The sequence below is a fragment of the Selenomonas sp. KH1T6 genome (assembly GCF_900108415.1).
Classification (GTDB): domain Bacteria; phylum Bacillota; class Negativicutes; order Selenomonadales; family Selenomonadaceae; genus Selenomonas_B; species Selenomonas_B ruminantium_A.
On record NZ_FNWN01000021.1, the window covers coordinates 1 to 13,684 of the forward strand.

Genomic DNA, 13,684 nt, shown 5'->3' on the forward strand with positions numbered 1-13,684 from the left:
GACGGGTTGTTGGAAGAAGGGCACCATCACTCTTCCATGATGTGGTATATTCGGTTATTCGCAATAATATCCGTCATCCATGTAAATGCCTGGCGTAAGCGTGCTTGAACTCTGAAAAAATTTGTTTTTCAGAGGCTGGTTTTTCTGCGCCAATTTTCTCATACGCTTTCAAGCTATGGTATTCCAGCTTTGTGTAAAAGCATTTCCCATCACCTCAATACCAACAGCCACACATTCTCATTTAGATTACCGGGTTTTCTAATTCACATATATCTGTCAATCAGCTAACTGCCTCTTCTTGCATATCACGCTGTTGTATCTTACTCCGTATAGACAAAGCCATATGCCTTATTTCATCGTCTTCAACATCTTCCACTGAGAAATCCAATGTCTTGGCCAGAGGCACTGGAACCGGATCTCCAGAGCCAATGATGCTTGCTATTACATCATCCATGAGTTCAGGATGATACAGACGCACATCGCTGGCATATTCCTGAATAGACTTTTCTGCACGCCAATTGTTGACAGCCGTATTGAACAGAGCTGGATTGCCTCCCTTGGACAAGGTATACATCAGGCAAGCTGCCACCAACGGCAGCGGCTTTTTCTTAGCTTTGTTGATTGTAACCTCAGAAACATGCATAGCATCCAGACGTCCTAGTACATAATCCATCGAAGGACACTTTGTTACCGAATCAATAAAATCGCTAGTTGCATATGTTGTAAAAGGAGGCGAAGTCCTTACGGCCTCTGTGAATTCGACAGAAAAGACCACATCGAGGATAACCCCTCTTGGCCCTTTGACTGTATTGATATCGTTAATCCGTATGGGAGACGCAGGATTTGCATTGATATCCTCAACTGCCTTCTTTACCACCAGTTTCATGTAGGTGTTGGTTTTAGCAGAATCGTTCTTGGTCGGAACCTTTTCCCTCATGGTGACCAGTGGGATGCTGATATCAAAGGAGGATTCTATCTGGTTATCAGCCCTTCTGTCAGCAATACATGCCAAGATGAGTTCCAATACTCCCTCGCTGTACTGGCTTTTTGCCAACAGATAGAATTCAATGCCGACCTGCAATTCGGGGTGAGCAAGGACGTTGGAAATATAGTATTTCTGGAACGGAGGCGATGAGTGGATTGTAAGTTCCCCATTCTGAGAGATATCCAATCCAGCAAAAATATTGAGCAAACGTTTCTCCTTAACGCCGTCCTCGTTGGTCACGTCCTCAACGTAGATGGCAGGGTTGTTGCTCATGAGGAATTCCTCGGCATCACGATATACTCTTTTCTTGAAATTGGACAAGGCACTGAGACTAAGCCCTTTGGTCTTGCCAATCTTCGTAAGATCGATCTTGATAGCTATGGATTCATTGAGATTCTTCAGTAAGCCGTTGACGTAGGCCTCCTGAAGACAGTTTTTGTACCACGCAATGAGTATCTGCGAATTCTTAGAGTACACCTCTTTAGGAGTGCTCTTAGCCAAAGGCCGGTTGTAGTACAGAACCGACTTGTTATCTTGTTCCCCCATGGATTGTGCGTCCTTTCCTCTCGTATGCCTTGATATTAGCAGAAGCCCACTCTATATGCAAGTGTTCACAAAAGGTTGCATCTGAGAGGTTAGTCGAACGTCTCATGCATTGATCAGCCCCATTGTGCTGTACATCCTAATTGCATAGTGGCTTATAGTATTTACTATATACTAACTCTTATTATAGACCACTGGTGAATGGCTGTAACCGTTGGTATTGCTGGAACAAGAGGCGACCTTTTGTGAAAGGGGCAACCTTTTGAAAACCCAGATGTGACATTTTGTGAAGCCAGAAGCAATCTTTCGTGAAGACTTCTCAGATACAGCAAGAGTTATCCACAACATCTGTGGATAAGTACTGTGGATAAACACTATAACCGCTTTAGTTATGCACAGTTAGACCCCTGTTCATAACTTAAATTCACAAAAGGTCGCTTCTGAAAATCAAGTGACAAAAATATTTTTTTGAACATAAATAGAACATCATAAGCATTGTTTCCGTAAATGTAGAATATGTTACTCCTCACAGCCGTATATATTGTGCTTAGGTATTACAGAGATGGCATATATAGTGTAAATGTCATTGATTTCTGGTATTTAAGCCCTATAATCCTCCGCTGCAGCTGCTTCACAAAAGGTTGCCAGTCCATCCATGCTATCCCAACATTGATTCACAAAACATCGTATCTGATGCCTATACATCATCCTCTCACCTGGAAAAACAGCACTGTAAGCGGCTCTGATATGAGTTTTTAGTTATTCACAAAAGGTTGCAACTGGCCTGCCCAGCAGCTTCCAGCATCACTGCTCGCATATGCTAATCCCGCGTCATTCCTAGCATTATGACGTTCGGCAAATACACTTCACAAAAGGTCGCTGGTGGTATAGCATATTCACAAAAGGTCGCTTCTGATTACCCCACCGGGGAAATGCTTCACAAAAGGTTGCTTGTCAGCTGCCATCAGTGTCTATTCACAAAAGGTTGCATCTGACGATGAATGTCGCTTCACAAAACATTTCATCTGCCATAAATACTTCCATCAGTAGCCATTACAATTGCAGTATTCATCTTATATCATGCATATAATTATGTTTATGGGACAAAACAATGACATCCTGTGCCTCTGGGATCACTCCCCATACACACTTACCCATGACAAAACTTCCAGTACAGCCTATGAGCTGAAGAACGGCGTGAAAATCCTCGTTCCTGATCAGTGGGACTGAAGCACAAAGAAGCTGCGCAACCTTGCCTCCCAGGCAAAGCCACGCAGCTTTTTTCATGTCAGGTCAGTAATACAAGGAATCCACTATCTTGTAACTCCACCCCAGCTTATCCATACAGAACTCAAAGATACCATTTCTGGGGATGACCACAGTAGTGTGGCTGCCATCCATGGTGCTTGTCTCAAACCGCCACATATCATCCTTATGCTTGCTAAACGCCCAGGTTATCACATCCAGCTGTTGTCCGTCCCTCACTGTCTTGGCCGTCACATTAAAATATCTGCCATTACTAGATGTTCCGCTGTAAATAGTTTCATCCATCACGTAGACATCTATATTCGAATCTCTCAAGTGATCAACCCAAACATCTTCAGCCTCGCAGCTTGGCAGCATGCAAGCCATCACCACCGCTATTACCAGTACAGACAATAGCCTTTTCATAACCATGCACCTCCACAATTTAGCCATATCCTTATCCCCCTAGTCTGACAAATGTATCCGTATCTCCTGTATAATCCCATTCCTCACTATAAAGCTCATTGACAGGCAGGCACTGGCGTTATAGGTGTACACTGTCCTGTTCAGCCTTTCATCATACTTATGATTCTGTTCCTCAGACAGCTTTGGTGCAGTGTGCTTCTCAATGTACACTTCATCTGCCGTGCCATAGGCCTGGGTCAGCACATATTCTGACATACCAACACCGACACCTGCTGGCGTAGCATTATTCCCAATGCGCATATTTTTCGTTACTTTGATATCAACCAGAATTGGATTTTTATCTCCAGCGAAATCCACAAAGGTCAGTATCATGCCATCGTAGTAGTGCCTTAGGCCATTCCCATCTGTGATGTTATCCGGCATACCATAGCAGGCCCTGACTGCCGCCACGCTATCTCTCGTGTGTATATTGCCTATACCTGCCTGCTCTGGGTAAATGGAGCAGCTTATGGGTAGCCCTCCCAGGTTAGTGGTAAATTCAGGCTCCCTGTAGGCATCGGCCTCATTCATGCTCCCAACGGAAAGCCCTACCACCAGTCCGACAAGAAGTCCGGCTATCTTTCTTGACAGCTTAGTCATCAGACATCCCCTCTTTTTATTATTTGACAATTCCAACAATAAGGTATCTTAATCCTGCATATTTATCTGCATGTCAATAATGATTCCGTATCTCACCATAAAATTCATAGCTAATTTCTGGCCTGCATTATAGGTGTAAATAGTCCTGTTCATGCGTCTCTCATACTCATCGTTCTGTTCCTCATTCAACTTTGGAACTGTATACTTCTCTATGTACACAGTATCTGCCATACCATATACTTGTGTCAGTATCTCCTCTGACATACCAACAGCCACACCATCCGATGTCGTATATTTGCATTTTTCATTAGCCTTGATATTTCGTAATACCGTTTTCTCTTCACCGCCATAATCTATGAACTTCAATATCAGACCATCGTAGTAATAACGTATTTTTCCTTTGTCATCATGAATATGACTGGGTTCTCCCAAAATGCTTTTAACTTTTCCAGGAGTAATTCCCGCACGTACACCGCCAATCTCAGCTTGTGATGCATAAATCGAGCAACTTATGGGGAATCCTGCTACATCTTTTATCACCTTAGGTGGATCGTAGGCATAGGCAATGCTGTTGCCGATAATAAATGCTGTCGAGAGGACTGCTGCCATGCCTAAACTTACTCTTCTGCTTATTTTCATCATGCTCACTCTTTTCCTAACCATCCAATAGATGTTCAGAGTATCCCTTTTTAATAATTCGTGTAAAGCTCTGATTCTCCTGCCCCCTCAAAAGAAAAAGCCCTGCCATCCAGTAAGAGCTATATAGATTAGTACCTGTCGTCATGAAAGTTTCATAGCTTTAAAATGATATTATGCCCATATCAGTCATGAAATTTTGCATTTCATGCAGGAATTACAAAATCTGTATAGAAATGCAGGAGTGTCGAATCCACATTATCTATATATTTAGGGAGGTTGTTCTACATGAAGAGAGGTTTAGCTGTTCTATGTACTTTAGGTTGCATGGCATTTGGGACCATGGCCTTTGCTGCGGAAAGCACGGCCAATGCTCCCGATGAGCAATGCTACACGCCGGACAAGCTTATTACCCTGGACAAGCAGGACGTCGCCAAGGGGCATGGCACACTGTACGGCAAGTTCTCCTTTACCCGTGATATGCCACCTTCAGAAGCCGCCATCAAAGAGATTGGCTGGATGACACTTCAGAAAGGTGCCTCCATTGGTCTTCACAAGCACGCCTTCAATGAGGACACCTACATCATCGTATCTGGCGAAGGCATCTTTACGGACGGTACCGGCAAAGAGACTGTTGTTCAGGCTGGCTCCATTACCATCGCACGTCCTGGCCAGTCCCACGCCCTGAGAAACGAGAAAGACGAACCTCTTGTTTTCCTTGACATCATTGCCCAGAATGACACCTATAAGGCTAATCATCCAGAAACTGAACAGAAATAACAGCTAATCCTATGTAAGTAGGAATATTAAGGCCCACGCCAAACATTTAGCGTGGGCCTTTTCTTTGACTCTATGATTTTTTCTCAACAGCCTCTTGCTTCCATTCCTTACGGTCATAATCCCAAACAGCCGTGTATTCTGTTTGGGATACAATGCTGTCCACAATGGGGAGCAACAGTTTTTCCAAAAGAGCTATGGCTTCATCCAACTCCACACTAACCATAGTCCTTTTCTTTTTCAGAAAAGCCTTCCATCGTTTTTGATGCAGTTCGCTGGCAACGAAAGCTCCATCAAAAGCATAAATATCCTCAAAGCCAGTATTACGATGCTCAAATGTTTCCTTGACAGCTTCCCTAAGCTCATTACCCAACAGCTCATAACGGTTAGCAAGCAGATAAATGTCATAGAAATCTTTATACCTGCTGTTTGCATCACCAAGCGTAACAATGGCCTCAAATTTTTCAGCAATCACTGAGGCCAACGAATATGCGTATAAGCTGGGAACATCCATGTCCAGAATTACAGGAAAATCCATTTTTACTCTATCCGGGTAAATCACGTCCCCAAAGCCTATATCAATGGATACTGGAATTTTTGTTCTTTCCAGAAGGGCTATGATGGAAACATTGACTCCGTGATATTTTTTGAATTCCGTAATGTCTCTTACTGTCAGAGTAGGTATATCAAAGCGCAAGGCATCATCGCATTCAATGGAAAAAATATCTCCAAAGATATCTCGCATCTTATCTGCATCATTGGGAATCTTCCAGGCCAGCAGGTCTATATCTCTCGTGGCTCTTGCGAACGTCCCTTCAAACATAGCATACAGAAGTATGCCGCCTTTCAGGGTGAATGCCTCGACGTGGCTGGATATAGACAACCTGTAAAGTGTTCTCTCCAGTCCATAGGCTACCAGAAGCTCTTGCATATTTTTACCAGTAGCAACCGCCTTGTTCTTTAGTCTTTCCTTTACTGATGCCGCACTGGTCATATAAGTACCTCCAAATATCTACGCATAACGTTATCGCATTTCATGAATTCAGCGCATTTCAGCAACTTGTTCAAGTTCCTGTCCTGCCTGTGCAGATAGTTGGTCAGGACTTCCTTTGTCTCCTCTATGCCAACGGTTTCCCGATAGAAAACAATATCAGTCACTGTTTTTTCGAGGTCGTAAATCTTGAAACTGTTATGTCTGTCAATAATCGTCTCAACACCAAAACTATGCCGCTTGTCGGTAAAGTAATGTATAGCCATTTGTGGCCAGTCTGGCATATTCGATACTTTTGCCTTCCTAGGGATAGCCACATCAATCTCACTGGGAATAAATGTGGTGAGGTCGTAGTATGCTGCAGCACTAAGAAGGCATACTACGCCATTGGGGATATAAGCATTGACATAATAAAAATCAGAATCGTCACCAATGTAGGTGATATTCTCATAATATTTCTTGTTTAGCTTAGCCAGTTTGCCGTCGCTCACCAGTTTATTAATCTTATACAGTGAGAAACCTATCTCCTTGAGTTCACCTATAGAAATGAATTTTTGATCTACAGGTAGAGCAAGTGTTCCATTCACACTTATACCCCCTCTCTTTATTATATTTCGGCATAATTAAAAAGTGCCGAATTTCAATTAAATATTATACTAGGCCAACGACTTTGTCAACCAAATCTTCACTTCATCTCATGCACCACATACCGCCCCTTCTCTGCGTCATACCCGTCAATGCCCAATATTTCCTCCACCACACGCCCGGTTCCCCGTCGCCGCAGGTACACAATCACATCCACGGCCCCGGCAATGGTCTCCTGCTGCGGAGACACAGACACCCTGGACACCAGTTGCTCCAGTCTCCTGAGAGTCAGCAGGGCCGAACTGCTATGCACCGTAGAGCATCCCCCGTCATGACCCGTATTCCAGGCATCCAACAGGGCTAGTGCCTCATCTCCACGGACTTCCCCCACAACAATCCTGTCCGGGGTGGCTCTCAGGGTATCCCGTAGCAAATCGCTCATGCTCCGATTTTCCGTCACCTTCAGTGATAGATGATTCCTGGCAGCGCATTTAAGCTCCCTGGTATCTTCCAATAGCACGATCCTATCGTCGCTCTTGGAAATCTCTGCCAATATAGCGTTGAGGAACGTGGTCTTACCAGACTTGGTACCTCCCGCCGCGATGATATTCTTTCTGTCCCGTATAGCCTCCAGGATTATTTCCCTCTGCCGTGGCGTAATCACTTCATCCTCCACATAATCCTTCAATGTCAGTTCCCTCTCTGTATGCTTGCGGATGATGAAGCTGGGAGCCGTCACCACATCCGGCAGGAATCCCTGAAATCTGCTGCCATCCGGCAGCTCTGCCCCAATGGTGGGATTGCTTGCAGAACACACAGTATTGGTGAGATCCGCTACCTGATAGATAATCTGCTCAGACTTTCCAGACTCCATGGTATACTCCGTTAGCACCCGGCCCCGGGAAAAGGTATCCACCCAAATCTTGGTATCCGGGTTCACGATGATTTCATTAACATCCTTGTCCTTGAGGAAGTTCATGATTTCAAAGCCCAGGGTATACTCCAGCGTCCCCAGTGCCCTAGCCAGGGCTTCTTTCTTCTTGGCCATTATGCACCCTTCCCTCCGGCGAACTGCCTGTTATGCACCTTGTCTTCCTTCTTGCCTGTGAGCACTCGCATGCCCTTTTCCTGCATTTTGCTCTTAAGGGCCGCCAGCCTTCTTTCCTTATGCATTTTGCCCCGCACCAGTGACTTCATTTTTCCCCTTCCCTTCAACCATTTCAGGTACCTTTGCCAAGGTTTCTGCATCCTGTTCCTTGGCCAGTCTTACCTTTTCCTGGGCCTCCCGCATCTCCGTCAAAATGGGCCTGATCATAACCTTCAAATCGTTGAAATTAGTCACGCTCCGCACCTTGTCACTGTACAGCGGTGGCGGTATCTCGGAACGCTTCCTGAACCTGGGCACCTCATGGTACAGCAGCTTAACCCCGTAGATGGGATTATTTCTGGCCACCATGACAATCTCCCGGCGGAATGGCATCTTGCCCAGCTCATATGCTGCCATAAGGTCCTTGCCCATGCCCGAGGTAGACCGGCTTCCCTTGCCGAAGCCTCCACCACCGTCATTCTTGGTTTCACTGATTATGGTTTCCTTGCCCAGGGAATCTGCAATAATTCTGGCAGTATTCCCACCGTCCTGATTAGGGGTGAAAATCACCTGAGTATGGCAGTTGCCCATGATGGACTGCTCCCTGGTGTAGCTCTGGTACAGCTGAGTAATGGTCTGGGTAATGAGGCAGATCTTAATGCCATAGCTGGCGCATACCGCCATGGCACTCTCAATGGTCTCGAACCTGCCGAATTGTGCAAATTCATCAAGTAAGAGCAGCAACCTCTGCCGCTTTACTCCCTTCACGTGCTCATCCTTCATGTCCCGGATGAGTCGGTTCAGCATCAGATTGATAAGCAGCCTTACCAGTGGTGTCATGCGCTCAATGTCATTAGGGGGAATCACCAGGTAGAATGATACTGGCTTTTCCGGCACCAGCAGGTCTTCCACAAGGAAATCTGTGGTGCTGGTATTTTCCTGCACAATGGGATCCTGATAGAGGTTCAGGCAGGTGGCTGCTGTGGACTGGATGCCGCTGATTTCCCCGCCTGCGCTCTTCACTTTGGGCAGGAGACTCTGGGCACATTCCAGCACCTTGGGATGCACCAGAAGCTTATACCAAGGTGCACCGCCATCCTTGAAATCTATCATTGCTACCCCATCCTCATCATCTGTCTCAAGCTTTGTCCGCAGATTGTCCATCTGCTCAAAAAGATCATTTTTCGTGAGAGCCAGCTTCTGTAGCTGGGCATCAATCCTGTCTGCCATATTTTTTGCACTCATTGCCTCCTGCATGAGCTTGGCTGCCTCATTATCAGCAGCTATGGATTCTTCCTCAGAGCACTGCCCGCTGGCCAGCTTTTCCCTGAGAGCCAGAGCCTCCTCCTTGGCATGATCTGCCGCCAGATCAGCTTCCTCATAGGCCATATCCGCCTCTTCCTGCCGGGAGGACAGTTCTTCTTCACGAGCCTTGACCGTCTCCAGTTCTTTTTCCAGTTTCTCAAGCTTCTTCTCAATCCTTTCCTGCCGTGCCTCCTTGACGGGATATTTCCTAAGCTCTGCCTTCAGTTCTTCCACGGAGGTAAGCCGCACCTCATGTCCGGCAAGTTCCGAAAGAGCTGTATTGTAGCTGGAGAAGTCCGTAATATATTCCTCTCCGTAATACACTTGGAATATATTGGGCGTGGCAAAGAACTCCTCCACAGAGATATGGGCATAGGACCCCATGGAAGCCAGCAGTTCAGTGAGATTAGATACCGAGGACAGGATATTTGTGAGAGTTGGCAGAGGTCGCTTCTCGCGCTTGAACCAGTACAGATGATGGAGGATGGCAGCTTTCAAGAGAGCCTTGCCTGCCTGGGGCCAGTAGTCCCCGTCCTTGTTCTTCCCCTTGGGATTCACCAGAATTCCGCTGATAGTGTCCACATCACTGCCTTCGAAGGGCGTTTCCATGCGAATCTCTGACAAGGGATTCCACTTAGCAGAGCTGCCATCATTGGAGAGGGGCGCAAACTTGATGCACTTCTGCCCCATGTATTTCTTCCTGTAACCTGCGCTCTTTGTCCAGTTCTCCCCCTTCACGTCTGTCACAAAAAGAGAGTGTGTCCAGGTGAGGCAGGTGGGGATTATCACGCACACACCTTTGCCGGAGCGGGTGGGTGCCAGGAGCAGGATATGGGCCGAGCTGTCATCTCGCATGAGTTTCTTGGTATAGGGGTTGATTCCCAAGATAACCCCGGTATTGCCCATCAGCTCTGCTTCCTCAATGTCCTTCTTGGAAGCCCACTTGGCCGAGCCGTGGGAGGTGAGCCTCCGGCAGTGCCGTATATAAACACAGCTCACCAGCAGCCCTGCAAGCAAGAAGCCGTAGAACCACCTGTCCCCACGCAAAATGATATCCGGGATATTCGGGCCAATCTCACCGTAGCTCCAAATCCAGTAGCTCCAGGGACCGAACACATGATACTCCCCTATCATGACAAACTTGCCCAGTACTTCCAGATACTCACAGTCTGAAGCTATGCTCATGGAGGCCGCCTCCATGCCCAGCAGAGCAAAGACTGCCATTATAACCAGCACCACCTTCACATGGTGCTTCCGTTCCTCCACATTTACATCCATCAGTGCTGCATCCACAGCCCCACCATCCTTCCCTATGTTGAAAAAGAGGAGCCTTCCGGCCCCTCTGGTCACGCTGGTATCAGTAAGCATTAAGCTGGACAGGCCGGGTCACATACACCATGAACTCGCTGCCCGCTGCCACTGTGACAGTAGGCCTTGAACTATCCACGCCCTTCTGGATAAGGGCAGAAGCCGTATTCATGAGATTACTCATGGCCCCCTGGGCTGCCAGCTGACCTGCCGTGTAGGTGTTGGCTGTAGTGCTGGTGTTGCCAGCTGCCATGGAGCCAAGGGCTGCCACCACAGAGGTAAACAACCCACCCCGGAGGAGGCCGCTGCTATGATGGTGTATCCTGCCCGGAATTCCCCCGTAACCCGCAAGATCTGCCGCCACCATGGAGCCTCCCAGAGCATAGCTTCCTCCCGTAGGCAGCATCAGGGTCTGCCAGTTGACAGCTACCCGATTCTGGCCTTCCTGGGCACCCTGGGCCACAGTGCCCACAAGACGGCTTCCCGCAGGTATCAGGAGGCAATTGCCAGTAAGGGAATCATAGACATCAGTCTCAATCTGAGCCAGCACCTGCCCTCCCACATCCGTGTTGATGCCCGTCAGCAGCACCGCCGGGATGACGGTGCCCGCCTGGAGGCAGTTTGCCGTAGGTTCCATATAGGCAGCCGCCGCAGACAGTGGCATGTTTCCATAGACACCTGCATTACCATACAAACTACTGCCGGAGCCAGGTTGCTCCCTGTTCCCGGCGGGGACACTTCCTTCTACAGCCTCCTGGGCTGGTGTATTCTCACTGCTTCTTCTGGAGCCGTTGCCATAGCCTCCGTCAAAGGCAATGGCCGCCCCAAATTCTGCCTTTTCCTTACCCAGCCTTGAGGCTTCGCTTTCCTTGGCCTCTGCCTTGGGAGCTTCTGCCGGGGCGTTTGCCAGCATAGGCAGAGGATAAGGATTACTGTAGTTTCCCTGATTCCTTCTCGGGATAGCTGGATACTGTGACGGCTCCTGCCCTGCTGGGTGGGGCTGCATCTGGCTGTTGTTCTGAGCTGTGTTGTTATTGGCCTTGCCCCCTTCCATAGGCGGTGCCCCATTGGGACTTACGCCGTTGGGATTCTTCGCCTTGTTGTTCATGGCTTGCAGCTGCCTGTCTGTATTCATCATATTTTTGGCGTCCGCAGCTTCTTCTGTCTCCTTCTTTCCCTTGGCTTTGTCCTCATCATCCCCCATGCTCATGTATGAAAAGCCCAGAAAGGCGCATACAACAAAGAGTACGATGCCGTAAACCACGCTTCGCTTGATGCCATAGGCCTTGTCATTGATGCCCTCTGCCATGGAGGGATTTTCAAAGTCTTTGTCCTTCCCCTTGATAGAGGACATCTTTTGAGACAGCCCATCCTTCAGATCCTGAAAACTCATGCTGCAGCCTCCCTCACTTGCGTGTCCTCACAATCTTCACAGTATCACCTTCCAGCCTCAGCTCTGCCGTGCCAAAGGTGCGTTCCACTATGAAAGTGTCCTGACGTACATGATAGTTCACCAGCATGGCCTCCTTATGACCCTTCTCGCGCACAAAGAGCACCGGCAACTTCTTAGGCACCCTGCCGAATTTGATGAAAGTTTTCCTGCCGTCATCGAACACATGCTCCGGCTTCCAATCGGCGCTTCCCCTGATGGCATAGTCAAAGGTCAGCTCTGCCGGTGACTCCACCACAGCCTTGACAGTCCTGTCATAGGCCGCCTGTTTGGCCAGGCTCTCCATGATATTCTCACTGCCGTATGACCATTTGATAATGGGGTTGTACCAGTCACCCTCATTGCACAACACCTGATAAGTATGGTGGGTAGTGTTGATGATGATATTGGTCCTGGCACCTCTGGCAATGGGCTTGAGATAGATGTGAGGTGTACCTTCCACGGTAGCCGAATCCATCATCCACTTGCCCGTATCTCCCCCGCCTACAAAGGTAATCTGTTCTCCCTCTTTCAGCTGGATGTCAGTCAGGTAATTCAGCTTGCAGTATATTTTATAGAGCTGACTGGGACTGTAATCAAAGACCATGGTGCTATCCCCTTGCGCATTGATGGCATCCTGGGTGTAGCTTACGTCCCCGCCGTCCCCCGGCTCCACCAGGAAGCTATCGGTAGCAGGATAGCCGTGGGAAATGCTGTCTCCTTCTTCAATGGCCCGCTGACGGGCACTTAAGCTGTCCACTTCCTCCATGAGTGCCAGATGCTCCCGGGCCTGTTCTTCAAGCTGCCCTTCCAGTTCCTGTACACGCTTCTTAAGCTCCCGCATCTTATGGCTTTCACCCTCATCACTAGATGTATCCGTAACTTCCACGGCAGTTTCTTTTCCCTCCGTCTCCTGGGCCAAAGCTGCCGCTGGCATGGCCAGCACTGAGAGCATGCCTACTACCAAAGCCTTATTCTTGAACCGCTTCATTGCCATTATTTATCCCTCACCTTATCCTTTATGTCCTTGGCCACGTTTTCTTCAGACCAGCTGAAATCTTTCACATATATGCCCAGCGGGTTTTCCATCAGAGATTTCTTATCCTTGTTCTGGATGATGGTAGTGGTGAAAATACCTGTCATGGGCACTCTCTTCTGTTCCCCGGTGGTAAGGTCAGTCACATCTTCCACCCAGGTGGCCTGATATGAATTACTATCCGTATTAACCGGCAGTATGGAGTTGATAGTCACCTTGATACGCTTTTTGCCAAAGTCCTCTGCCTTGTTCTGCTTTTCCATTTCGGCGCTCATGGCAGCCGCCGCATCCTTGGTCATATAGCCATAGGCTTCGTACCAGCACTGCTTGTACACCTCCCCGTCCACCGGGAGGCTCCGTGTGTCCTGAATAAACCGCCCCAGGAAATACTCAATCTCCAGCTTTTCGGGAGTGTAGTTCATTTCCGAAATAACGCCCGCTTTCCTGATAGCTCCCGTGGTGCTGTCTACCTCAATAATATACGGTTCCACAGTACTCTGGGTGGCCTGATAGACGTTGCCAATGGTGGACACGGCCAAAGCCGCCAGGAGGCCCATGCACATAATCCTTAAATTCTTGTTCTGCCTCAGGGCGTTGCCATTCATATCATCCCAAATCCTGCGGCCATAATCGCAGGGGTTCTCCGGCTCCTTCTCTGTAAATTCCTGCTTCCCCATGAAAAGCTTGCTCAC

Annotated in this window: 13 protein-coding genes; 1 reads left to right on the plus strand and 12 read right to left on the minus strand. The window is 48.0% G+C overall.

Annotated features, from left to right (window positions below):
* Positions 1-280 precede the first annotated feature (280 nt).
* From BLW59_RS11735 to BLW59_RS11750, 4 genes are all read right to left on the minus strand, one after another.
* Complete coding sequence (locus BLW59_RS11735; RefSeq protein ID WP_074697937.1) at positions 281-1,531, minus strand: hypothetical protein; 1,251 nt, start codon at positions 1,529-1,531, stop codon at positions 281-283.
* 1,290 nt (positions 1,532-2,821) lie between these two features.
* Entirely contained in the window at positions 2,822-3,199 is a 378-nt protein-coding gene (locus tag BLW59_RS11740) for a hypothetical protein (RefSeq protein ID WP_074697987.1), read from the minus strand.
* A 39-nt stretch (positions 3,200-3,238) separates the two neighbouring features.
* Positions 3,239-3,838, minus strand: coding sequence for a hypothetical protein (locus tag BLW59_RS11745; protein ID WP_074697938.1), 600 nt, complete (start codon positions 3,836-3,838; stop codon positions 3,239-3,241).
* A gap of 48 nt (positions 3,839-3,886) precedes the next feature.
* Positions 3,887-4,480: a hypothetical protein gene (locus tag BLW59_RS11750; RefSeq protein WP_074697939.1), complete on the minus strand. Its 594-nt coding sequence runs from the start codon at positions 4,478-4,480 to the stop codon at positions 3,887-3,889.
* A 282-nt stretch (positions 4,481-4,762) separates the two neighbouring features.
* On the opposite strand from BLW59_RS11750, the gene BLW59_RS11755 reads away from it, so the two are divergent.
* Entirely contained in the window at positions 4,763-5,254 is a 492-nt protein-coding gene (locus BLW59_RS11755) for a cupin domain-containing protein (RefSeq protein WP_074697940.1), read from the plus strand.
* A 70-nt stretch (positions 5,255-5,324) separates the two neighbouring features.
* On the opposite strand, the gene BLW59_RS11760 is transcribed toward BLW59_RS11755, so the two are convergent.
* The 8 genes from BLW59_RS11760 to BLW59_RS11790 all read right to left on the minus strand — a co-directional run bounded on the left by BLW59_RS11760 (position 5,325) and on the right by BLW59_RS11790 (position 13,684).
* Entirely contained in the window at positions 5,325-6,245 is a 921-nt protein-coding gene (locus tag BLW59_RS11760) for a nucleotidyl transferase AbiEii/AbiGii toxin family protein (protein WP_074697941.1), read from the minus strand.
* A complete protein-coding gene (locus BLW59_RS11765; RefSeq protein WP_074697942.1) occupies positions 6,242-6,829 on the minus strand; it encodes a type IV toxin-antitoxin system AbiEi family antitoxin domain-containing protein in 588 nt (195 codons plus the stop codon). The genes BLW59_RS11760 and BLW59_RS11765 overlap by 4 nt, the downstream gene beginning before the upstream one ends.
* A gap of 98 nt (positions 6,830-6,927) precedes the next feature.
* Positions 6,928-7,875 carry a P-type conjugative transfer ATPase TrbB gene (gene trbB / locus BLW59_RS11770; RefSeq protein WP_074697943.1) on the minus strand — a complete coding sequence of 316 codons (948 nt, stop codon included), beginning with the start codon at positions 7,873-7,875 and terminating at the stop codon, positions 6,928-6,930.
* Entirely contained in the window at positions 7,875-8,024 is a 150-nt protein-coding gene (locus BLW59_RS17775) for a hypothetical protein (protein WP_175463422.1), read from the minus strand. Before BLW59_RS17775 ends, trbB begins: the two co-directional genes overlap by 1 nt.
* Positions 7,993-10,512 carry a type IV secretory system conjugative DNA transfer family protein gene (locus BLW59_RS11775; RefSeq protein ID WP_175463423.1) on the minus strand — a complete coding sequence of 840 codons (2,520 nt, stop codon included), beginning with the start codon at positions 10,510-10,512 and terminating at the stop codon, positions 7,993-7,995. Before BLW59_RS11775 ends, BLW59_RS17775 begins: the two co-directional genes overlap by 32 nt.
* A 64-nt stretch (positions 10,513-10,576) precedes the next feature.
* Positions 10,577-11,920 carry a TrbI/VirB10 family protein gene (locus BLW59_RS11780; RefSeq protein WP_074697945.1) on the minus strand — a complete coding sequence of 448 codons (1,344 nt, stop codon included), beginning with the start codon at positions 11,918-11,920 and terminating at the stop codon, positions 10,577-10,579.
* Between the two features lie 13 nt (positions 11,921-11,933).
* The gene (locus BLW59_RS11785) at positions 11,934-12,953 is read right to left on the minus strand and encodes a TrbG/VirB9 family P-type conjugative transfer protein (protein WP_074697946.1); all 1,020 of its coding nucleotides are present in this window, start codon (positions 12,951-12,953) and stop codon (positions 11,934-11,936) included.
* Entirely contained in the window at positions 12,953-13,684 is a 732-nt protein-coding gene (locus BLW59_RS11790) for a VirB8/TrbF family protein (RefSeq protein WP_318258546.1), read from the minus strand. The genes BLW59_RS11785 and BLW59_RS11790 overlap by 1 nt, the downstream gene beginning before the upstream one ends.